At 55.3% G+C, this 21026-nt stretch carries 20 protein-coding genes; 18 read left to right on the top strand and 2 right to left on the bottom strand.

Going from position 1 to position 21026, the window contains the following annotated elements; genetic code table 11:
* Window positions 1-40 precede the first annotated feature (40 nt).
* The 3 genes from VCA57_RS09135 (at window position 41) to grxD (ending at window position 3314) form a co-directional block, all read left to right on the top strand.
* The gene (locus VCA57_RS09135; protein ID WP_411184672.1) at window positions 41-472 is read left to right on the top strand and encodes a hypothetical protein; all 432 of its coding nucleotides are present in this window, start codon (window positions 41-43) and stop codon (window positions 470-472) included.
* 143 nt (window positions 473-615) lie between these two features.
* Window positions 616-2724, top strand: a complete 2109-nt coding sequence (locus VCA57_RS09130; RefSeq protein ID WP_411184671.1) for a molybdopterin oxidoreductase family protein — start codon at window positions 616-618, stop codon at window positions 2722-2724.
* Between the two features lie 263 nt (window positions 2725-2987).
* Window positions 2988-3314 (top strand): Grx4 family monothiol glutaredoxin, encoded by a 327-nt coding sequence (gene grxD / locus VCA57_RS09125; protein WP_411184670.1) that lies wholly within the window; start codon window positions 2988-2990, stop codon window positions 3312-3314.
* Window positions 3315-3383: 69 nt separating this feature from the next.
* Here grxD and bfr read toward each other — a convergent pair whose 3' ends face one another.
* Entirely contained in the window at window positions 3384-3854 is a 471-nt protein-coding gene (gene bfr / locus VCA57_RS09120; protein WP_411184669.1) for a bacterioferritin, read from the bottom strand.
* 266 nt (window positions 3855-4120) lie between these two features.
* Window positions 4121-4339 (bottom strand): bacterioferritin-associated ferredoxin, encoded by a 219-nt coding sequence (locus VCA57_RS09115; RefSeq protein WP_411184668.1) that lies wholly within the window; start codon window positions 4337-4339, stop codon window positions 4121-4123.
* Between the two features lie 439 nt (window positions 4340-4778).
* Between VCA57_RS09115 and flgB the strand changes: the two genes are divergently transcribed.
* From flgB to VCA57_RS09040, 15 genes are all read left to right on the top strand, one after another.
* Entirely contained in the window at window positions 4779-5186 is a 408-nt protein-coding gene (gene flgB / locus VCA57_RS09110; protein ID WP_411184667.1) for a flagellar basal body rod protein FlgB, read from the top strand.
* A 15-nt stretch (window positions 5187-5201) separates the two neighbouring features.
* On the top strand, window positions 5202-5645 hold the full coding sequence (flgC, locus tag VCA57_RS09105; RefSeq protein ID WP_411184666.1) for a flagellar basal body rod protein FlgC: 444 nt from the start codon (window positions 5202-5204) through the stop codon (window positions 5643-5645).
* A gap of 19 nt (window positions 5646-5664) precedes the next feature.
* Window positions 5665-6333 carry a flagellar hook assembly protein FlgD gene (gene flgD, locus VCA57_RS09100; protein WP_411184665.1) on the top strand — a complete coding sequence of 223 codons (669 nt, stop codon included), beginning with the start codon at window positions 5665-5667 and terminating at the stop codon, window positions 6331-6333.
* Between the two features lie 43 nt (window positions 6334-6376).
* Entirely contained in the window at window positions 6377-7723 is a 1347-nt protein-coding gene (gene flgE / locus VCA57_RS09095; RefSeq protein WP_411184664.1) for a flagellar hook protein FlgE, read from the top strand.
* A gap of 205 nt (window positions 7724-7928) precedes the next feature.
* Window positions 7929-8669: a flagellar basal body rod protein FlgF gene (locus VCA57_RS09090; protein WP_411184663.1), complete on the top strand. Its 741-nt coding sequence runs from the start codon at window positions 7929-7931 to the stop codon at window positions 8667-8669.
* A gap of 46 nt (window positions 8670-8715) precedes the next feature.
* Window positions 8716-9501, top strand: coding sequence for a flagellar basal-body rod protein FlgG (gene flgG, locus VCA57_RS09085; protein ID WP_411184662.1), 786 nt, complete (start codon window positions 8716-8718; stop codon window positions 9499-9501).
* Between the two features lie 123 nt (window positions 9502-9624).
* Window positions 9625-10344 (top strand): flagellar basal body L-ring protein FlgH, encoded by a 720-nt coding sequence (flgH, locus tag VCA57_RS09080; RefSeq protein WP_411184661.1) that lies wholly within the window; start codon window positions 9625-9627, stop codon window positions 10342-10344.
* 11 nt (window positions 10345-10355) lie between these two features.
* Window positions 10356-11459 carry a flagellar basal body P-ring protein FlgI gene (locus VCA57_RS09075; RefSeq protein ID WP_411184660.1) on the top strand — a complete coding sequence of 368 codons (1104 nt, stop codon included), beginning with the start codon at window positions 10356-10358 and terminating at the stop codon, window positions 11457-11459.
* Between the two features lie 13 nt (window positions 11460-11472).
* The gene (gene flgJ / locus VCA57_RS09070; protein ID WP_411184659.1) at window positions 11473-12645 is read left to right on the top strand and encodes a flagellar assembly peptidoglycan hydrolase FlgJ; all 1173 of its coding nucleotides are present in this window, start codon (window positions 11473-11475) and stop codon (window positions 12643-12645) included.
* Window positions 12646-12651: 6 nt separating this feature from the next.
* A complete protein-coding gene (gene flgK / locus VCA57_RS09065) occupies window positions 12652-14688 on the top strand; it encodes a flagellar hook-associated protein FlgK (RefSeq protein WP_411184658.1) in 2037 nt (678 codons plus the stop codon).
* A 90-nt stretch (window positions 14689-14778) separates the two neighbouring features.
* Complete coding sequence (gene flgL / locus VCA57_RS09060; protein ID WP_411184657.1) at window positions 14779-16026, top strand: flagellar hook-associated protein FlgL; 1248 nt, start codon at window positions 14779-14781, stop codon at window positions 16024-16026.
* Between the two features lie 317 nt (window positions 16027-16343).
* Entirely contained in the window at window positions 16344-17114 is a 771-nt protein-coding gene (gene rfbF, locus VCA57_RS09055) for a glucose-1-phosphate cytidylyltransferase (protein ID WP_411184656.1), read from the top strand.
* A complete protein-coding gene (rfbG, locus tag VCA57_RS09050) occupies window positions 17105-18169 on the top strand; it encodes a CDP-glucose 4,6-dehydratase (protein ID WP_411184655.1) in 1065 nt (354 codons plus the stop codon). Before rfbF ends, rfbG begins: the two co-directional genes overlap by 10 nt.
* Window positions 18166-19494 (top strand): lipopolysaccharide biosynthesis protein RfbH, encoded by a 1329-nt coding sequence (gene rfbH / locus VCA57_RS09045; RefSeq protein ID WP_411184654.1) that lies wholly within the window; start codon window positions 18166-18168, stop codon window positions 19492-19494. Before rfbG ends, rfbH begins: the two co-directional genes overlap by 4 nt.
* 26 nt (window positions 19495-19520) lie before the next feature.
* The gene (locus VCA57_RS09040) at window positions 19521-21026 is read left to right on the top strand and encodes an N-acetylneuraminate synthase family protein (protein WP_411184653.1); all 1506 of its coding nucleotides are present in this window, start codon (window positions 19521-19523) and stop codon (window positions 21024-21026) included.

Genomic DNA, 21026 nt, shown 5'->3' with positions numbered 1-21026 from the left:
GGGGTATCCATGGAACGTAATGAAACGGAGTTTCATTTATATGAAGCATTTTGCATCTATCGCCGCTATCTCCGCTTTTGCCTTGCTGACTGGCTGTGCTAGCCAGAACGTCAGCCAACCAACTCTGCCGCTGGGCGGCGCAGTCAAAACTGGTTTGAAAGCAGATGTAAAAGTCGGCGAAACCATCACCGGTGAGTCCTCGGTAAATATCCTGTTCAGCGTATTCAAGCTGGGTGGCGATACACAGTTTGCTGATGGCGTAACTTACGGTGGCGGTGAAGGTGGTTTTGCACTGGGTCTTGATCCGGTTGCTTCCGCTAAGTCCGCAGCAGCCTACAAGGCTGTTAAAGCATCGGGTGCTGACGTGATCGTTGCCCCGCGTTATGAAGTAAATGTGCAGGATTACTTCGTATACAAGACTGTTAACGTCAAAGTGACTGGCAACAAAGGCACTATCACTTCGATCCGTTAAGGTCTCGATGCTGTAATGAATCGGTGGGCATGATGCCTGCCGATTCATAGAACAAAGCCTACTGGTGTCCTTTCATGGCTGGCACCATAGTTCAATTCTGGCGACCCGACTGGTCGTCTCGAGTCAGAACAAGAGGCCAGGCCATGAGCAAGTCCCTTCATCACCGTGCATGTCATCTCTGCGAGGCTATTTGCGGCCTTAGCATCGAAACCGAAACACAGCCTGACGGCAATGTACTGATCCGCTCGATCAAGGGCGATGCTCAAGACACCTTTAGCCGTGGCCATATCTGCCCTAAAGCGGTAGCCCTACAGGATATTCAGAGCGATCCGGATCGCCTGCGTCAGCCGATGCGCCGTGTGGGTGATGAGTGGCAGGCTATTGATTGGGATGAGGCATTCGAGCTGGTTGCCGAACGCTTGAGCGCAATTCAAGCGCAGCATGGGCAAAACGCCGTGGCGGTGTATCAGGGTAATCCGAGTGTGCACAACTATGGCCTGATGACCCACAGTAATTACTTTCTCGGCCAGCTGAAAACCCGTAACCGTTACTCGGCCACCTCGGTCGACCAGTTGCCGCACCATCTGACCAGCCATCTGATGTACGGCCATGGTTTATTGATTCCGATTCCGGACATCGACCACACCGACTTTATGCTGATCCTTGGCGGTAACCCGCTAGCTTCCAACGGCAGCATCATGACCGTGCCGGATGTGGAAAAACGCCTGAAAGCCATCCAGAAACGCGGCGGTAAGCTTGTGGTGGTTGATCCTCGGCGTAGCGAAACGGCAGCGATTGCTGATCAGCATGTTTTCGTGCGGCCAGGTCAGGATGCCGCGCTGTTGTTCGGGCTGCTTAATACCCTATTTGAGGAAAACCTCGGGCGCAGCAGCCACTTGGCGGTTGACGGGCTTGATGAGGTGCGTGATGCCATTGCCGGCTTTAGCGCTGAAGCGATGAGTGCGCGTTGCGGTGTGCCAGCTGAGACGATTCGCCAGTTGGCGCGTGATTTTGCTGCCGCTGAATCCGCTGTGTGCTACGGCCGTATGGGCGTCTCCACTCAAGCCTTCGGTACGTTGTGCCAATGGCTGGTGCAATTGATCAATCTGGTTACCGGCAACCTGGATCGGGTCGGTGGTGTGCTGTGTACCGAGCCTGCCGTGGATCTGGTGGCCTCGACGTCTGGCGGGCATTTCAATCGGTGGCAAAGCCGGGTATCGGGTTTGCCGGAGTACGGCGGCGAATTGCCAGTAGCGGCGCTGGCTGAGGAAATGCTCAGCGAGGGTGAAGGGCAGGTGCGTGCGTTGGTTACAGTGGCCGGTAACCCGGTGTTGTCGACACCCAACGGCCGGCAGTTAGAGCAGGCGCTGGATGGCCTTGAGTTCATGCTCAGCATCGACTTCTACATTAATGAAACCACCCGCTATGCCGACCTGATCCTACCGCCAACCGGGCCGCTGGAGCACGATCACTACGACACCACCTTCAATGTGTTCGCCGTACGCAATGTCACCCGCTTCAATGAGGCCATTCTGCCAAAGCCAGTGGATGCACTGCATGACTGGGAAATCTTTATCGGCCTGGCTAAGGCCTTTGCCGCCAAAACTGGGGGAGAGCTCAAGCCGACTATGCCCCCTGAGCAGATGATCGACATGGGTCTACGTTTTGGTGCTTACGGCGATAAGTCAGAACACAAACTATCGCTGGCGACGCTGCGCGAGCACCCTCATGGACTCGACTTAGGTGCGTTAAAGGCTAATCTGGCCGGACGGCTAAAAACCGCAAACAAGCACGTGCAGGCCGCGCCCACGGTGATCATGGCTGACCTGCAGCGCTTTTCAGCGCAGCCGGTAGCCGCGGTTAGCGAGCTGCTGTTGATCGGACGTCGCCATGTGCGCAGCAATAACTCGTGGATGCACAATTATCACCGCCTGGTTAAAGGCAAACCGCGCCATCAACTGCTAATGCATCCAGCCGATTTAAGTCAGCGTGGGCTGGCTGATGGGCAGCGTGTGCGTGTGCGTTCCCGGATTGGAGTGATTGAGGTGGAAGTGGCCGCGAGTGAAGACATGATGACCGGCGTAGTGAGCCTGCCGCATGGTTGGGGGCATGCGCGACCGGGGGTGAAGATGGCTATCGCCAGCGAACAACCGGGTGCCAGTGCCAATGACTTGACTGATGAGCGGCAACTCGATGCGTTATCTGGTAATGCTGCGCTTAATGGTGTGCCTGTGGAGGTTGAGGCCGCCTGAGAACCCGGTTATGAGCTGCTGCGCGTCGGCCCTGCTGCGTTAAAAACAGGCTCAGAATGCTCATGTGCAACAGCACACTCCGCTTCCTCGCCTGTTTTTGCCTTGCATGGCTCTAGCTCGCGAGCCCATAAAACAGGTTCTAAATTGCTATTTTTAATGCGTAGGAAAGTCGCGGGGAAGGCCGAGCATTGCGCTCGGCTTTTCGCTACAATGCGGCCACCGTGCCGACCCGTGAGTCGGGAAGTTAAGTCCTGAGGTGCCCAATGGATATCATCGAAACCATCAAAGAGCAGATCGCTAACAATACTGTTCTGCTGTACATGAAAGGCTCGCCGAACGCTCCGCAGTGCGGCTTTTCCTCCAAGGCTGCGCAGGCTGTTATGGCCTGTGGCGAAAAGTTCGCCTATGTCGACATCCTGCAAAACCCGGAAGTCCGCGCTAATCTGCCGAAGTACGCCAACTGGCCAACCTTCCCGCAATTGTGGGTTGGTGGCGAACTGGTCGGCGGCAGCGACATCCTGGTAGAAATGTTCGAGAAGGGTGAGCTGCAGACCCTGATCAAGGACGCAATGCAGAAAGCCAGCGCATAAGCTGGCCGTGCATAAACAACAAACCCCGCCAAGTGCGGGGTTTGTTGTTTATGACTGTATGTTTTGTGTTTATTCGTCCATCTGCGACTGCAGGTAGTTTTGCAGGCCCACCGCTTCGAGCAAGCTGAGTTGAGTTTCCAGCCAGTCGATGTGCTCTTCTTCGGAGCAGAGAATATCTTCTAACAGCTCGCGGCTGGCGTAGTCGCCGATGCTCTCGCAGTAGGCAATCGCCGCTTTCAGATCAATGTGTGCTTTGTGTTCGATCTTCAGGTCGCACTCAAGCATTTCCTTGGTGTTTTCACCGATGAGGATTTTGCCGAGGTCTTGCAGGTTGGGCAGGCCTTCGAGGAACAGAATGCGCTTGATCAGCTTGTCCGCATGCTTCATCTCGTCAATGGACTCGTGATATTCGTGCTCACCGAGTTTCTTTAGGCCCCAGTCCTCGTACATGCGTGCATGTAGGAAATACTGGTTGATCGCGACCAGCTCGTTACCGAGGATCTTGTTCAGATGCTGGATGACTTTCTTGTCGCCTTTCATGTCTGGGCCTGCCTTGTAAGTGATTTAGCGCTAAATTCTGGGCCGATGATTTTCGGCTGTCAAACCTAAGTGTTTGAATCTAAAGTTAAAATTAATATGAATGCGAATGTTTAAGTTCTGCATCCTGGCGCTAAGGTATTGAATTAAAACTATAAAAATTTGCCAGGCGTATTCAGCGTCACGCCACGACGCGCCTGAGTGGGCTCATCATAAATAACGGGCATAAAAAAACCGGACACGAGGTCCGGTTTTCAAATAGCGCTGAGTCAGGCGGCAACAAAATTTGCCGGATAGGCGAGTGCGGCTTGGCCGCTTTGCACTTCACTCAGGGTTTCACGTACCACTTGCTTGGCCAGGCAGGCGCACTTACCGCATTGGCTTGCAACGCCGAGGGTGGCGCGCACGTCACGGTAGCTGCAGCAACCTTCATAGATAGCTTCGCGAATCTGACCATCAGTAACACCTTCGCAGAGACAGACGTACATGACTAAGGCTCGTGACAGGAGGATTAAGATGAGATGGATACTAATGTTAATGAGAATGCTTGTCAAAAATGTATGTGATTGACTGATGAATGGTGTATTTCAATCTGCTACGGCCTTCAGGGTCAGTGCGTCGTGCTGTTGTTTCTAAGCATTATCGATTGAGTTGTGGGCGGGCATGTCTCTTATTCAGTGTCTGACTGTCTTGGTTTGCCGGCGCAATACCGGCGTGCTGTCAAGATCGTGTCTGTGTTGCTGGATAGGGCGAGCTGCGATTGCCGCTTTCTTTGCCAGTAGGCGGAAAGCCTTTGCCGCTTCTCATGGGTCAATGCATAAAGTTATTCATAAGTATCTGATAAATAACATAAAAAAATAATGGCATACACTTTGCTTATGGTCTTGCACGGAAAACAGCAACGCCAACCGGCAAAGGTTTCTGACCATGAGCATCAGTTTTGATCGGGCACTCGGTATTCACGAGCAGGCACTGGGCTTTCGCACTCAGCGTGCTGAAGTGCTAGCTAATAACATCGCCAACGCTGATACGCCTTACTACAAGGCGCGTGATATTGAGTTCGCCAGCGTGTTGGCTGAGCAGAGTGCTAAGGGGCAGCGTGGTCAGGTCAGCCTGAACCGTACCAATAGCCAGCATATTCCTGCTGACGGGGCAGTGGTCGCTGATGCCAGTCTGGCGTATCGCACGCCGTTCCAGCCATCGATTGATCAGAACACTGTCGACCTGCAGATTGAGCAGTCCAACTACGCCGAAAACGCGGTGCAGTTCCAGGCGAGTTTCACTCTCCTCAACAGCAAATTCAAAAGCCTGGTCAGCGCCCTGCGCGGCGAATAATAGGAGTCTGATGCCATGTCACTTGCCAGTGTTTTCGATATCGCCGGGATGGGCATGAGTGCGCAGAGCACTCGTCTAAACACCATTTCCAGCAACATTGCCAACGCCGAGACGGTTTCCTCGAGCATTGACCAGACTTATCGGGCGCGTCATCCGGTGTTCGCCACGGTGTATCAGTCAGCGAAGGGTAATGATCGTGGCTCGCTGTTTGCCGACCAGGATAGTTCCGGTGCAGGCGTTCAAGTGTTGGGTGTGGTCGAGGATCAAAGCTCCTTGATGCCGCGTTACGAGCCGAATCATCCGGCTGCTGATGAAAACGGCTACGTGTACTACCCAAACGTCAATGTGGTGGAAGAGATGGCGGACATGATTTCTGCCAGTCGCGCCTTTCAGACCAACACTGAAATGATGAACACCGCCAAGCAGATGATGCAGCGCGTATTGACTCTGGGTCAGTAACCCAGCGAGGACGATGACGATGAGTACAGTAAGCGGCACTAGCTCGGTTCTGGATCAGTATCAGGTAAAACAGGACAGTGGCACGAAGAGCAATGACCTAGGTAAGAACGAGTTTCTTAACCTGCTGGTTGCACAATTGAATAACCAGAATCCGCTGGAACCTCAGGGGAACGGTGAATTTATTGCCCAGTTGGCGCAGTTCAGCCAGGTTGAGGGTATTGAGAAGCTCAACACCAGTATGGAGTCGTTGCTGACTGGCTATCAGTCGTCCCAAGCGCTGCAAGCATCGTCGCTGGTGGGGCGCAAGGTCATCGTCGCGACGGACAAGGCGGTGGTCGATACCAGTGAGAGCTTCAAGGCCAGTGTTGTTCTGCCGGTGAGCAGCAGCAATGTCTACGTCAATGTCTATGACTCGGCTGGTGCGGTTGTTTCACGCGTCAATTTGGGTGCGCAGGAAGCCGGCAACGTCAGCTTTATATGGGATGGCAAGGACAGCGACGGCAATCTGATGCCGCCTGGCACCTACAAATTTGAAGCGCAGGCGACCTATGACGGCGAGGCGAAGGGGCTTTACACCATGCTGCCAGCCAATGTCGACAGCGTGGTCCTTGGTGGTAGCGAATTGATGCTCAATCTGGCGGGAGTTGGCAGCGTTGCGCTTTCCCAGGTGCAGGTCATTGGTCAATAACTAATAAGCTTAGTCGTCGGGATTCCGGCACAAGGAGACATCCATGGCGTTCAATATCGGTCTTAGCGGTCTGCGCGCAGCTACCAATGATCTAAACGTGACAGGCAACAACATCGCCAACGCCGGTACTGCAGGTTTCAAGCAGTCGCGCGCCGAATTCGCCGATGTTTACGCTTCGTCAGTGCTGGGTACTGGCAAAAACCCTCAGGGTAGCGGTGTGCTACTGGGTGATGTGTCGCAGTTGTTTAATCAGGGCAACATCAATTACACACAGAACGCTCTGGACCTGGCGATCAATGGCAATGGTTTCTTCCAGGTGAGTAACAATGGCGCCTTGAGTTACACGCGGGCTGGCTATTTTGGTACGGACCGTGATGGCTTTATTGTCGATAACTTCGGCTACAACCTGCAGGGCTATACGACCGATGCCAATGGCGTGTTGCAGCAGGGGGTGGTGGGTAATCTGCAAATACAGACTGCCAGCCAGGAGCCCAAGGCCACAACCAGTGTGACGCAAGGCTTCAACCTCAATTCGACCTTAACGAGTCCGACCAATACACCGTTCAACCCGGGTGATCCGACTACATACAACTCGTCCACCTCGACCAATATCTATGACACTCAAGGTAATGCCCACGTCATGACGCAGTACTTCGTCAAGAGTGGTGCGAACGAGTGGCAGATGAATATCCTGATCGATGGTCGTAGCCCGTCCGATCCTGCTGCTGCGGTACCCACTGGCACTGAGCCGGATCGCTATCAGTTGAATTTTGATGCTGCTGGGCAGATCAGCTCGCTGGCACAGATTACTGATATCACCACCGTCCCGCCGACCGTGGGGGCTCCGATCACTCCGGCTGGACAGTTCACCATTGCTACTTGGAATCCGGCCGCGCCGGATACGGGCTCGCCGACCGGTTGGTCGCTCAACGGGGCGCAGAGTAATCCGGGTGGTTTTACCTTTGATATGCGTGGTTCGACGCAGTTTTCCAGCGCTTTCGCGGTCAATCGCGTTAGCCAGGACGGTTACACCACTGGCGAGTTGGCGGGCCTTGAGATTGACGAGACCGGAGTAGTGTTCGCGCGCTATACCAATGGCCAGTCCAAGGTGCAAGGGCAGGTGATTCTGGCGAATTTTGCTAACGTGCAGGGGCTAACCCCGGTAGGCAAGACTCAGTGGGTGCAGTCCTTCGAGTCGGGCGAGCCGGTGCGTAACCCGCCTGGCAGCGGTACCTTGGGTTCGTTGCAGGCAGGTGCGCTGGAGGACTCTAACGTGGAGCTGTCGGACCAGTTGGTCAACCTGATTGTGGCGCAGCGCAACTATCAGGCTAACGCGAAAACCATTGAGACCGAGAGTGCGGTAACGCAGACCATTATCAACTTGCGTTGATAGGCGCTAGGCGGCCGGCAAGCGGGCTGCTATAGGCGGCAAAAATACGCCACTACACTATCAAAAGGGCTCCATTTGGAGCCCTTTTTTTATTTAAAAATTCATTTATTTCAGATGCTTATGATTATTTTCTGAATGCTGGCATAGCCATTGCTTTATAGCTTGTATAGAGCAACGGGCGGCAAGCCCAACTCGGAGAATGACCATGGACAAGATGCTGTACGTTTCCATGACTGGGGCCCACAACAACACCCTGGCTCAGCGTGCCCACGCCAACAACTTGGCGAACATATCCACCAACGGCTTCCGTCGGGATTTTGAACAGGCGCGCTCGATGCCGATCTTTGGTGACAGTTATCCGTCGCGGGTGTACGCCATGAGTGAGCGCCCGGGTACTGATTTCACTCCGGGCTCTCTGCAGGAAACCGGCCGTGATCTTGACGTGGCGGTAGGTGGCAAGGGTTGGTTAGCTGTGCAAGCCCCTGACGGCAGCGAAGCCTATGTGCGTACTGCCAGTCTGAATGTCGATGCTTTGGGTATGTTGCGCACCGGCAATGGCTTGCCGGTGATGGGCAACGCTGGGCCGATTGCTGTACCGCCAGAGCAGAAAATCGAGATCGGCAAGGACGGCACCATCAGTATTCGTGCTCTCGGTGAGGCGCCAAGCGTACTGGCTGAGGTAGATCGCCTGAAGCTGGTTAACCCTGATCTTAAGCAGATGGAGAAGGGTACTGATGGCTTGATTCGCTTCAAGGGCCAAGGTCCGGTTCTGGCGGATGCAACGACGGAAATCACCTCGGGTTTCCTGGAGTCGAGCAACGTTAATGCCGTGGAAGAAATGACGGCAATTCTCTCGCTGTCTCGCCAATTCGAATTGCAAGTGAAGATGATGCGCACCGCCGAAGACAATTCGTCGGCCATGGCGCGCGTCTTGCAGATGAGCTAATTACCAGCACGCGGCGTCGTTAAAACGACACCCGAGGAGAATTTATATGCTTCCGGCACTTTGGGTCAGCAAGACCGGTCTGTCCGCCCAGGACATGAACCTGACCACCATTTCCAACAACTTGGCCAACGTATCGACTACTGGCTTCAAGCGCGATCGCGCCGAGTTTGAAGATTTGCTGTATCAGATCCGTCGGCAACCTGGCGGTCAGACCAGTCAAGACAGCCAACTGCCATCCGGTTTGCAGTTGGGTACTGGTGTGCGGATTGTCGGTACGCAGAAGATCTTTACTGCCGGTAGCCTGCAGACCACCGAGCAGCCGTTGGATATGGCGATTAACGGTCGCGGCTTCTTTCAGGTGTTGCTGCCCGATGGCACGGTGTCCTATTCCCGTGACGGTAGTTTCCATCTTAATTCCGATGGTCAATTGGTGACGTCCAACGGCTATGCCTTGGAACCCGCCATTGTGCTGCCCAACGAGGTGCGCACCTTTACTGTGGGCGAAGACGGCACGGTGTCGGTGACCACCGCTGGTAATGCCCAGCCGCAAGTTATCGGCAACCTACAAACTGCTGACTTTATTAACGCGGCTGGGTTGGAAGCCATCGGTAACAACCTGTTTCTGGAAACCGCGGCAAGTGGCGCGCCGCAGGTTGGTACTCCGGGCTTGAACGGCTTGGGTACCACACTGCAGAACACCTTGGAAAACTCCAACGTCAGTGTGGTTGAAGAGTTGGTGAACATGATTACCACGCAGCGCGCCTATGAGATGAACTCCAAGGTCATCTCGACCGCTGACCAGATGCTCGGCTTTATTTCGCAGAACCTTTGATAAGTAAGTTTGGCTAGTCGCGCAGCGATTGGTTTGGCTTTGAATACGGCAAGGAATCGCTTGAACTGGCACTGGTGGCTCTCGTTACAAACGCCACCCCAGGCAACGCATGAGGTAGTAGATATGAACCGGCTGATAATCATAAGTGCACTGCTTGGCCCATTAGCCCTGAGCGGCTGCATGGCGCCAGCGGCTAAGCCGGATGATCCCTATTACGCCCCGGTCATGCCGCGCACGCCACTGCCAGCAGCACAAAACAACGGATCGATTTATCAAGCCGGTTTTGAAAACGGTCTGTTCAGTGACCGTAAGGCTTACCGCGTGGGTGACATCATCACCATTACCCTGAATGAGCGAACTCAGGCCAGCAAGAACAGCAGTAGCAAGCTCAGCAAGGACAGCTCTGCAAATCTCGGTGTACCTAATTTGTTCGGTATGGCGGTTTCGCCGAAGAACCCGTTGGCATCGATTGGTGCGTTGGGCATGACCAATGACACGCTGGGCTTGGATGCCAGCTTCGATGCTACGCGCTCGGCGGATGGTTCTGGTCAGGCCGGGCAAAGCAACAGCTTGACCGGCTCGATTACCGTCTCGGTCGCTGAAGTGATGCCTAACGGCATTCTGCTAGTGCGCGGGGAAAAGTGGATGACCCTCAATACTGGCGATGAGCTGGTGCGTATTGCCGGCTTGGTTCGGGCTGATGACATCGCTACTGACAACACCGTTTCCTCTACTCGTATTGCCGATGCGCGCATCACTTACTCGGGTACTGGCGCGTTTGCCGATGCGACCCAGCCTGGCTGGATGAGCCGTTTCTTTCTTAGCCCAATGTGGCCGTTCTGAGGATGGCCAACATGACGTTTAGCAAATACCTGATCACCGCTGCTGCTCTGTTGCTAGCTTCTGTCGCTCAGGCCGAGCGCCTCAAGGACCTCGCCAGCATTCAGGGTGTGCGCAGTAACCAACTGATCGGTTATGGCCTGGTGGTTGGCTTGAGCGGCAGTGGTGACCAAACCACCCAAACGCCATTTACCGTACAGACCTTCAACAACATGATGGCGCAGTTTGGCATCAAGGTGCCGGAGGGCGGCAACGTGCAGTTGAAGAACGTGGCGGCAGTGTCGATCCATGCGGACCTGCCGGCTTTCGCCAAACCAGGACAAACCATCGATATCACCATCTCCTCGATTGGTAACGCCAAGAGCTTACGTGGCGGCAGCCTGTTGATGACCCCGCTCAAAGGGATTGACGGCAACGTCTATGCGATTGCTCAGGGCAACCTGGTTGTGGGTGGTTTTGATGCCGGTGGTGCAGATGGTTCGCGGATTACCGTCAACGTGCCGTCGGCCGGGCGTATCCCCGGCGGGGCGACGGTGGAGCGGCCGGTGCCAAGCGGTTTCGATCAGGGCAATAGCCTGACGCTCAATCTCAATCGCCCGGATTTCACCACCGCAAAAAATATCGTCGACCATATCAATGCGCTGCTTGGCCCTGGCGTGGCTCAGGCGGTGGATGGCGGATCAGTTCGCGTGAGTGCACCGCTTGATCCCAATCAGCGGGTGGACTACCTGTCGATCCTGGAAAATCTCGAGGTTGAGGTTGGTCAGGCGGTTGCAAAGGTCATCATCAATTCGCGCACCGGCACCATCGTGATTGGCCAGAACGTGCGCGTGCAGCCAGCTGCGGTGACACATGGCAGCCTGACTGTGACCATTACCGAGGACCCGATTGTCAGCCAGCCGGATGCTTTGTCCGGTGGTCAGACGGCTGTAGTGCCTCGCTCTAAGGTCAATGCTGATCAAGAATTAAAGCCGATGTTCAAATTCGGCCCGGGCACCACATTGGATGAAATTGTCCGTGCGGTGAATCAGGTTGGCGCTTCGCCTTCCGACCTTATGGCCATCCTGGAGGCGCTGAAGCAAGCCGGCGCCTTGCAGGCCGATCTGATCGTGATTTAAGGGAGCGCACACTATGGACTCTCGACTTTCAGCCGGGTTGCTCGGCGGTACCAGCACCGTCGACAGTGGCTCGTATAACGATCTGAATCGTCTCAACCAGTTCAAAGTGGGCGGCGACAGCGAAAAAAACATTAAGAAAGTGGCTCAGGAGTTCGAGTCGCTGTTTCTCAATGAAATGCTCAAGGCCATGCGCTCAGCCAACGAAGCGTTCGGTGAAGGTAACTTCATGAACAGCAACGAGAGCAAAACCTATCAGGATATGTACGACCAGCAGCTATCGGTAACTCTGTCTAATCATCAGAACGGTATCGGGCTGGCGGATGTGCTGGTGCGGCAGATGTCGAAGATGAAACAGGCGGATAACCGTCCAAATCCCTTTGCCCAAGTTGACGAGCCGGTGCCGAGTGCGCCAAGCAAGCCGCTGGCCAAGGTCGATAGCAGTCGTGATGATTCCTCGTTGCTCAATCAGCGTCGTCTGGCGCTTCCAAGCAAACTCACTGATCGGTTGCTAGCCGGTATCGTGCCTTCCGCTAGCGCAACTGATGGCCAGGCGTTGGCGCAGAACGACTGGATTCCCGCTAAGTCTTTTGCCGCGCCGGCTGATACGGCGCTGGGGCTGGATGGTACTGATGCCATTACCGGCCGGCGGATTGCTCAGCCGCCATTGGCTCCTGCCAAGGCTGCCTTCGGTTCTAAGGACGAGTTTATTGCCGCCATGCTACCGATGGCCGAGAAAGCCGCTGACAAGATTGGTGTCGATCCCCGTTACCTGGTGGCGCAGGCCGCCCTGGAAACTGGCTGGGGTAAGTCGATCATCCGTCAACAGGATGGCACCAGCAGCCACAACCTGTTTGGCATCAAAACCCACAACAGTTGGGATGGTGAATCTGCGCGGGTGCTGACTACCGAGTTCGAGGACGGTAAGGCGGTTAAGGAGGCAGCGACCTTCCGTGCTTATGAGTCTTACGCGCACAGTTTTGACGACTATGTGAGTTTTTTGCAGGGCAATGGTCGTTACGAAAAAGCCTTGGCTACCACTGATAAGCCTGAGCAATTTGCCCGTGAGTTGCAAAAGGCCGGCTATGCCACGGACCCGCAGTACGCCCGCAAGATTGCCCAGATAGCGCGGCAGATGCAGACCTATCAAACAGTTGCGGCAGTCAGTACGCCGTCCACTAGCGGATGATGAATCATGGCTGACCTTCTCAATATTGGCCTTTCAGGACTGTCTGCGAACAAGACCTCGCTGTCAGTTACCGGCCATAACATCACCAACGTCAACACGCCCGGCTACTCGCGACAGGACGCCGTACAGGCTACGCGCGTGCCGCAGTTCAGTGGTGTCGGCTATATCGGTTCCGGTACGACGCTGGTGGATGTCCGTCGTACCTACAGTGAGTTCCTCACTACCCAGGTGCGCAGTAGCACGGCGCTGAGCGCCGACGTGGAGTCTTATAAAGCACAGATTGAGCAGCTCGACTCCTTACTGGCCGGCTCTACCACGGGTATCACGCCGTCGCTGCAGTCGTTCTTCTCTGCCTTGCAAACCGCTGCTGAGGACCCCGCGAACATTCCGGCACGGCAGTTGGTATTGTCTGAGTCCGAGGGCTTGGCCAAACGCTTCAATACGGTCTACGACCGCATCAGCGAGCAGAACGAGTTCATCAACAAACAGATGTCGGCCGTGACCGAGCAGGTCAACCGGCTCGCCACCTCGATTGCCAGTTATAACGACGCTATCTCCATCGCAGCCGCTAATGGTAAGCAGCCCAATGACCTGCTCGATGCCCGCGAGGAGGCCGTGCGTCAGTTGGCCACTTACGTTGGCGTGAGTGTGGTGGCGCAAGACGATAATTCGCTGAACGTGTTTGTCGGCTCAGGTCAGCCGCTGGTGGTAGGCAATACCGCCAGCCGCCTGGAAGCTGTCGCAGGCAGTGATGACCCAACCCGTTTTGAAATTGAGTTCGTTAGCGGCGGCTCGCGCCAAGGCGTTACATCATTGCTGACCGGTGGCGAGCTGGGTGGGTTGATTCGTTATCGCAGCGAAACCCTAGATCCGACGCTCAACTCCATCGGTCGTTTGGCGCTGGCTGTCTCCGATCAAGTAAACAGTCAATTGGGGCAAGGGCTGGATTTGAAGGGCCAGGTAGGAACGGCCCTGTTCGGCGACTTCAATGACCTGGCCACTGCGCAGCTACGGGTGCGCGCTTCCAGCGGTAATACCAGCAACGTGCAGCCCGCGCTAAACATCACCGATAGCAGCGTGCTAACTACCAGCGACTACCGCTTGGAGTTTGATGGTACGCAATACTCAGCCAGGCGTTTGAGCGATGGCGCAACCCTGACCGTCAACCCCAATCCGCCGGGCAGCTACCCTGCAGCGCTGAGCTTCACCGATGCCAGCGGTCGCGATCAGGGCTTTGAGATTGCGCTGGATAGCGCTCCAGCGGCTAATGACCGCTACTTGTTGCAGCCAACCCGACGTGGTGCCACAGCGATTACTGCAGTTCTCGATCAGCCAGATCAACTGGCCTTCGCCGCCCCGGTGCGCGCGGATGCCAATGTGCAGAACCGTGGCACCGCGACCATTGGCCAGCCAGCGTTGCAAAGCACCGGCAGTAATATTGACCCGACTACGTTGCAGGCCGCGTTACCTGTCACCCTGACTTTTGATACGGCAACCTCTGACTTCACCGTACCGGCAGGCGCTACGCTGACGCGCATCAATCCTAATGACGGTACGGCAGCTACTCCGGCGACCTTCCAGTCCGGTCAGCAGAATACCTATGAGTTGCAATTAAGCGACGGCAGCCGGGTTCGTATGACGCTCAGTGGGCGTCCCGAAAATGGTGACACCTTCAATGTTTCGTTTAACCAGAATGGCGTATCGGATAACCGCAACGCTCTGGCCCTGGCTGACTTGCAGAGCAAGGCGACGGTGGGCATTGATTCGACTATTACCGGTATAAGTACCGGGAGTAGCTTCGTCGACAGTTATGGCGACACCGTCGAGCGTGTTGGCACCCTGACCGCTCAAGCGCGGCAAGACAGCCTGGCGACCAGTTCGATACTTAAACAAGCCACTGACAATCGTGATTCGTTGTCGGCGGTCAACCTCGACGAAGAGGCTGCCAACCTGATCAAATTCGAGCAGTACTACAATGCCTCGGCTCAGGTTATTCAAGTTGCGCGCTCATTGTTCGATACCCTGATTGGCGCTTTCAGATAAACGCTGAACAGGTTTTGTTATAGCGCCAGGTTACTGGCAATCCGCTAGCGGACGTCGGGTATAGCCCGGCCATCCATGAGGTGAGGTTTTATGCGCATTTCCACTATTCAGGCGTTCAATAACGGTGTGTCCGGCCTGCAGCGCAACTACGCCGACGTGACCCGTACACAAGAGCAGATCAGTACCGGTAATCGCATCCTTACCCCTGCGGATGACCCGGTCGCGTCTGTGCGCTTGCTGCAGCTTGAGCAGCAGCAGAGTGTACTGGGGCAATACGACGAAAACCTCACCGCCGCCGACAGCAGCCTGACCCAGGAAGAAGTTACCCTCAACTCGGTCAATACGGTGCTGCAGCGTGTCCGTGAGTTGGCCGTGCAGGCTGGTAATGGCGCCCTCAGTAAGGAGGACCGTGAGTCCATCGCGGCGGAGCTTGGTGAGCGTGAAGAAGAGCTTTTTGCTCTGACCAATACGCGCAATGCGCGAGGCGAATACCTGTTCTCTGGTTTTCAGGGCAAGAGTCAGGCGTTTGTCCGCGATGCTGACGGCACCTATAGCTATCAAGGTGATGAAGGCCAGCGCAAGTTGCAGATTGCCAGCTCTCTACAGGTGCCCATCAGCGACAGTGGCAAGGCTATTTTCGAAAACATCACCAACGCCGGTCGTTTGGATGGCGCCTTGGACCTTACCGGCGCGCCCGGTTCGACCCTGAGCGCCTCGACGCCGCTGGTGCAGGATGAAGTAGCCTTCGGCAGTACGCCGCCGTTTCCTGACGCAGGGGTGGAGGTCATCTTTGGTAACCCTGACCCTACTAGCTACGAAGTATTCGAAATTGGTGCTGCCGCCCCCGCCCCGGTTTTGGCCAGTGGTACGCTCGACGATGATCCGGACACCACGGATCAACTGGTTTTTCGTGGCGTCAGCATCCAGTTTGACGGCGTTCCAGTCGGTGGTGAAAGCTTGCAGGTTACGCTTGATCCTACGCAGCAGAAGCAAGGCATTCTCGACACCATTGCTACCCTGCGTCGCGCATTGGAAGACCCCTCCAGTACCAATGCGCAGATCCGCGACAGCGTGGCTGAAAGCCTCACCAACCTGGATAACGGCATGGTTAATGTGGATAGCGTGCGAGGCACCATCGGCGCTCGGCGCAATATCATCGAAACCACTAAGACTGACAACGAAGACGTCACCTTGGTTAATAAAGGCATCCAGGCTGACTTGCGTGAGCTGGACTATGCTGAGGCCCTATCGCGGCTGTCGTTCCAAACGATCATCCTAGAGGCGTCGCAGCAGAGTTATGTGAAGATTGCCAGTTTGAATTTGTTTAATAAGCTTTGACGCGTCAGGAGCGACCAAGGCGTTTACTCAGAAACTGTCGTTCTTATATTAGGTATTGTTTTGTGGTTGCATGGCTGTGTCAGTTTTGCTTCCTCCATATCCATTCGTATTACGCTTGATTGCTGGTGTTGGTCAGCACAATGGCTCGCCCCGTTTTGAGTGAATCTTGAGCTGTTCACGGTTATGGCTCGATAAAAATAACCGCGCTATTTCGAGAAAAAGCACTTATTAAATAGTGCTTTATGGCATCTTAGCAGCCTAGTAATGGACTATGTTTTAGGCATGATCTTGCCCTGTTTACCTGTCTGGAGAGGTTGATGAAGGCTGTGATTTTGGCGGGTGGATTGGGTACACGGATCAGTGAAGAGTCCCATCTCAAGCCCAAGCCGATGATTGAAATAGGCGGTAAGCCCATCATCTGGCACATCATGAAAATCTATGCGCATTACGGCATCAATGATTTTGTGATTTGCCTCGGCTACAAGGGCTATGTAATCAAGGAGTACTTCGCCAACTACTTCTTGCACATGTCCGATGTGACCTTCGACATGGTCGAAAACAGCATGCACATCCACCAGCGTCATGCCGAGCCGTGGCGTGTCACCTTGGTTGATACCGGGGAGAGCACCGGCACCGGCGGCCGGTTGCGCCGGGTGCGCGATTACTTGGGTGATGAGACTTTTTGTTTTACCTATGGTGATGGTGTTTCCAACGTTGATATTCCGGCTCTTATCGAGTTTCACCGTCAGCATGGCAAGCTGGCTACGGTCACCGCAGTGCAGCCACCTGGCCGTTATGGCGCGCTAGATGTGCAGGGGCAGTCAGTCATTGGCTTTCAGGAAAAACCATTGGGCGATGGTGGCTGGATCAATGGCGGTTTCTTTGTGCTTGAGCCTCAAGTTCTGGACTATATCAGCGCTGACGCCACGACTTGGGAACATGAGCCCATGCGCGGATTATCACGTGATGGTCAACTGATGAGTCACCTACACCGTGGTTTCTGGCAGCCAATGGACACGCTACGCGACCGTGTCCTTCTGGAAGAACGCTGGCAGAGTGGCAAGGCAGAGTGGCAAGTATGGCGCTGAGCGCCGCGTTCTGGTCCGGGCGTAAGGTTTTCCTGACCGGACATACCGGGTTTAAGGGCGGCTGGCTGGCGCTCTGGTTACGTGAGCTGGGTGCTGAGGTTTATGGTTATGCACTGCCCCCGGCGACTACTCCGTCGCTTTGGCAGAGCGCAAACCTGGAGGCGAGTATTACAGGGCGTTTCGCTGATATCCGTGATGCTGCACAGCTGTGCCAAGCGGTCAGTGATTTCAGACCTGAGCTGATCCTCCATCTGGCGGCGCAGCCGTTAGTCCGGGAGTCCTACCGTACGCCTGCCGATACCTATGCCACGAACGTCATGGGCACACTCAACCTGCTGGAAGCTGTGCGCCAGTGCGATGCTGTTCGCGCAGTTGTCGTGGTAACAACCGACAAGTGCTATGAAAATCGTGAGTGGTTCTGGCCCTACCGTGAGCATGATGCGCTTGGTGGACACGACCCCTACAGCAGCAGCAAGGCATGTGTCGAGTTGCTCTGTGCGTCTTATCGCGAGTCATTTTTGCGTAAGGCCGGCGTTGCGCTCGCTACCGCGCGTGCGGGAAATGTCCTCGGCGGTGGCGATTGGTCGCCAGAGCGTTTGCTTCCCGATATTCTGCGCGCCTGGCAGCAGCAGGAAACCGTTACGTTGCGTCATCCCCACGCTACGCGTCCCTGGCAGCATGTGCTGGACCCCTTAAAGGGCTACTTGTTGTTGGCGCAGGCGCTGATCGAAAGGGGCGATGCCTATGCCTCGGCTTGGAATTTTGGACCTGATGCCGATGGCACTGCCACGGTTGCCGAGATTGTTGGTCAACTTGCTGAGCAATGGGGCGGTGACGCGAACTGGGCATTATGCCCGTCGGCGCAACCGCACGAAGCATCGTTGCTTGCTCTCGACTCATCCAAGGCGCGTCAGCAGCTTGGCTGGCGCCCATCCTGGCCGCTGAGCACGGTTTTGACGCAGACCCTTGCATGGCATCAAGCCTGGCAAGCGGCTGATGATATGCAGAAATTTAGCCGCGCACAGATAGCGGCCTATGAAGGCGAAACGTTATGAGTGACAGTGCAGCGCAGCAGTTGCGTATGCAGATTGCCGAACTGGTCGGGCGTTATGCGCAATTGCAAATGGCGCCGAAACCGTTTGTCGCAGGACAAGACAAAGTACCGCCATCTGGCAAGGTGATTGGCGCGCCTGAGTTGCAGGCCATGACAGAGGCTGTGCTGGATGGCTGGCTGACCACTGGCCGTTTCAATGAGGCCTTCGAGCGGCGTTTAGCCCGTTATCTGGGATGCCGCAGTGTATTGACGACTAACTCCGGCTCATCGGCGAACCTTGTGGCGTTTTCCGCTCTGACCTCGCCACGGCTGGGTGATCGTGCCATTGGTAAGGATGATGAGGTCATCGGAGTGGCTGCGGGATTTCCGACAACGGTCAATCCCATCCTGCAGTTCGGGGCCGTGCCGGTATTCGTCGATATCGAGCTACCCACCTACAACATCAATCCGCAATTGATCGAGGCGGCTATTGGCCCCCGGACCAAGGCCATAATGTTGGCCCATACGCTGGGTAATCCATTCAACCTGCAAGTGGTTCGCGAGCTGTGCGATCGCTATGGCCTGTGGCTAATCGAGGATTGTTGCGATGCCCTGGGGTCGACCTTTGAGGGCAAAGGTGTGGGTACTTTTGGCGACATCGGCACCCTGAGCTTCTACCCCGCGCACCACATCACCATGGGTGAGGGAGGTGCGGTCTTCACCAACAACCCGCTGTTAAAACGCATCATGGAGTCGTTCCGTGACTGGGGCCGTGATTGCTATTGTGCGCCTGGCGAAGACAATACCTGCGGTAAACGCTTTTGCTGGCAGTTGGGTGATCTACCTGAGGGATATGACCACAAGTACACCTACTCGCACCTGGGCTATAACCTGAAAATCACCGACATGCAGGCGGCCTGTGCATTGGCACAGATGGATCGGCTAGATGATTTTATCGCGGCCCGTCAGCGTAATTTTGCTTGGCTCAGTGAGCGTTTGGCTAGCTGCAGCGAGCATTTGATCCTGCCGCAGGCAACCCCTGGTAGCGAGCCATCCTGGTTTGGGTTTCCTCTTACGCTACGTGACGGCAAGCGCCATTCGCGGGTTGAGCTGTTGCGCTACCTTGATGCCCAGGGAATTGGTACGCGGCTGCTGTTCGCCGGTAACCTGACTCGTCAGCCTTACATGAAGAGCCAAAATTACCGAACCTGTGGTGAGTTGGTCGTTACCGATAAGGTGATGAACGATACGTTCTGGCTGGGCGTTTGGCCTGGATTGACCGACGATCACCTGAATCATGTGGCGACGCATTTAGAGGCCTGGTTCAGCCTCGGAAGCGCGCGATGAGTGCCCACCTGACGAGCGAGAAAACCATGACTGCCCCCTTTGCTCTGCCGATGTTCGTTCTGGAAATGGCCAACAACCACATGGGCGATGTTGACCACGGTATTAAGGTCATTCGCGCGTTTGGTGAGGTCTGCCGACGTTTCCCTTTTACCTTTGCTTTTAAATTGCAGTACCGCGATCTCGACACCTTTATCCACCCGGCGATGCAGGGGCGCGATGACGTTAAGTACATCAAGCGCTTCAGTGAGACGCGCTTGTCCCGCGACCAGTTCGATACCTTGGTGGCGGAGATCCGCGCTAACGGTTTCCTGGCTATGGCTACGCCATTCGACGAGGCCTCGGTGGAAGTGATTGAGGCGCAGGGGCTCGATTGCATCAAGGTTGCCAGTTGCTCGATGACGGACTGGCCGCTGTTGGAACGGGTGGTACAAAGTGACCGGCCGATCATTGTTTCCACCGCCGGTTCTAGTATCGAGGACATTGATCGAGTCATCAGCTTCCTGGCTCATCGCGAGAAAACCTTCGCTGTATTGCATTGTGTCGGTGAGTACCCGACGCCCGACGCCAATATGCATTTGTCGCAGATTGATTACTTGCGTCGACGCTACCCGGATGTCCACATCGGCTTTTCCACCCATGAAAACCCCGATAACACAGATATCGTTAAGATCGCGCTGGCCAAAGGCGCGCAGATATTCGAGAAACATGTAGGCCTCCCGACCACGCAGTATCCACTGAATGCCTATTCGGCCAGTCCCGAGCAGGTGAATACGTGGCTTGAGGCGGTACAAACCACCTTGCTACTTTGTGGTGAGGGCGCGCAGCGTCTGCCGCTCAATCAGGCCGAACGGGCAAGTTTGCAGTCATTACGTCGTGGCATGTTTGCGCGTCGTGCAATTGCCGCTGGCGAGGTTGTGCAGGCCAGCGATGTCTATTTTGCTTTCCCGCCTCAGGAAGGCCAGTTAACCGCCAACGACTTTTCCAAATACAGCATCTTCACGGCCTCCCAGGCGATTACTGCGGATGCTCCGCTGGATGGCGGCAATACGCAGGTACGCGGTGTTCGTGACAAGGTTTGGGACATCGTGCAGCGCGTCAAGGCCCAGTTGCGTGATGGGCGTGTGGTGGTGCCAGGGCGAATTACCCTGGAAATTTCACACCATTATGGGCTGGACCGTTTCGACGAATTTGGGCTGTGCATGCTGACCATCATCAATCGTGGGTATTGCAAGAAACTGCTGCTGCTGTTCCCTGGGCAACGGCATCCCGAGCAGTATCACCTTGAGAAGGAAGAGACCTTTCATGTTCTGCAAGGCGAAGTGAGCCTAGTTCTGGATGGTGTTGAGCGCATCTGTCTGCCGGGTGATGTAGCCACTGTGGAGCCCGGCGTGCGTCATGCATTCAGCTCAACGGATGGGGCGATCATCGAGGAAATTTCCTCGACCCACCTGCGTAATGACTCCTTCTACACAGACGAGACGATTAACGCCAACCTCGACCGCAAGACTCTTCTTAGTTATTGGATGGACTAA

Origin of the sequence: Pseudomonas sp., assembly GCF_046581935.1 — a bacterium.
Lineage (GTDB): Bacteria > Pseudomonadota > Gammaproteobacteria > Pseudomonadales > Pseudomonadaceae > Aquipseudomonas.
Note: the sequence above shows the minus strand (reverse complement) of the source record. Positions and strands in the feature narration are given on the sequence as shown.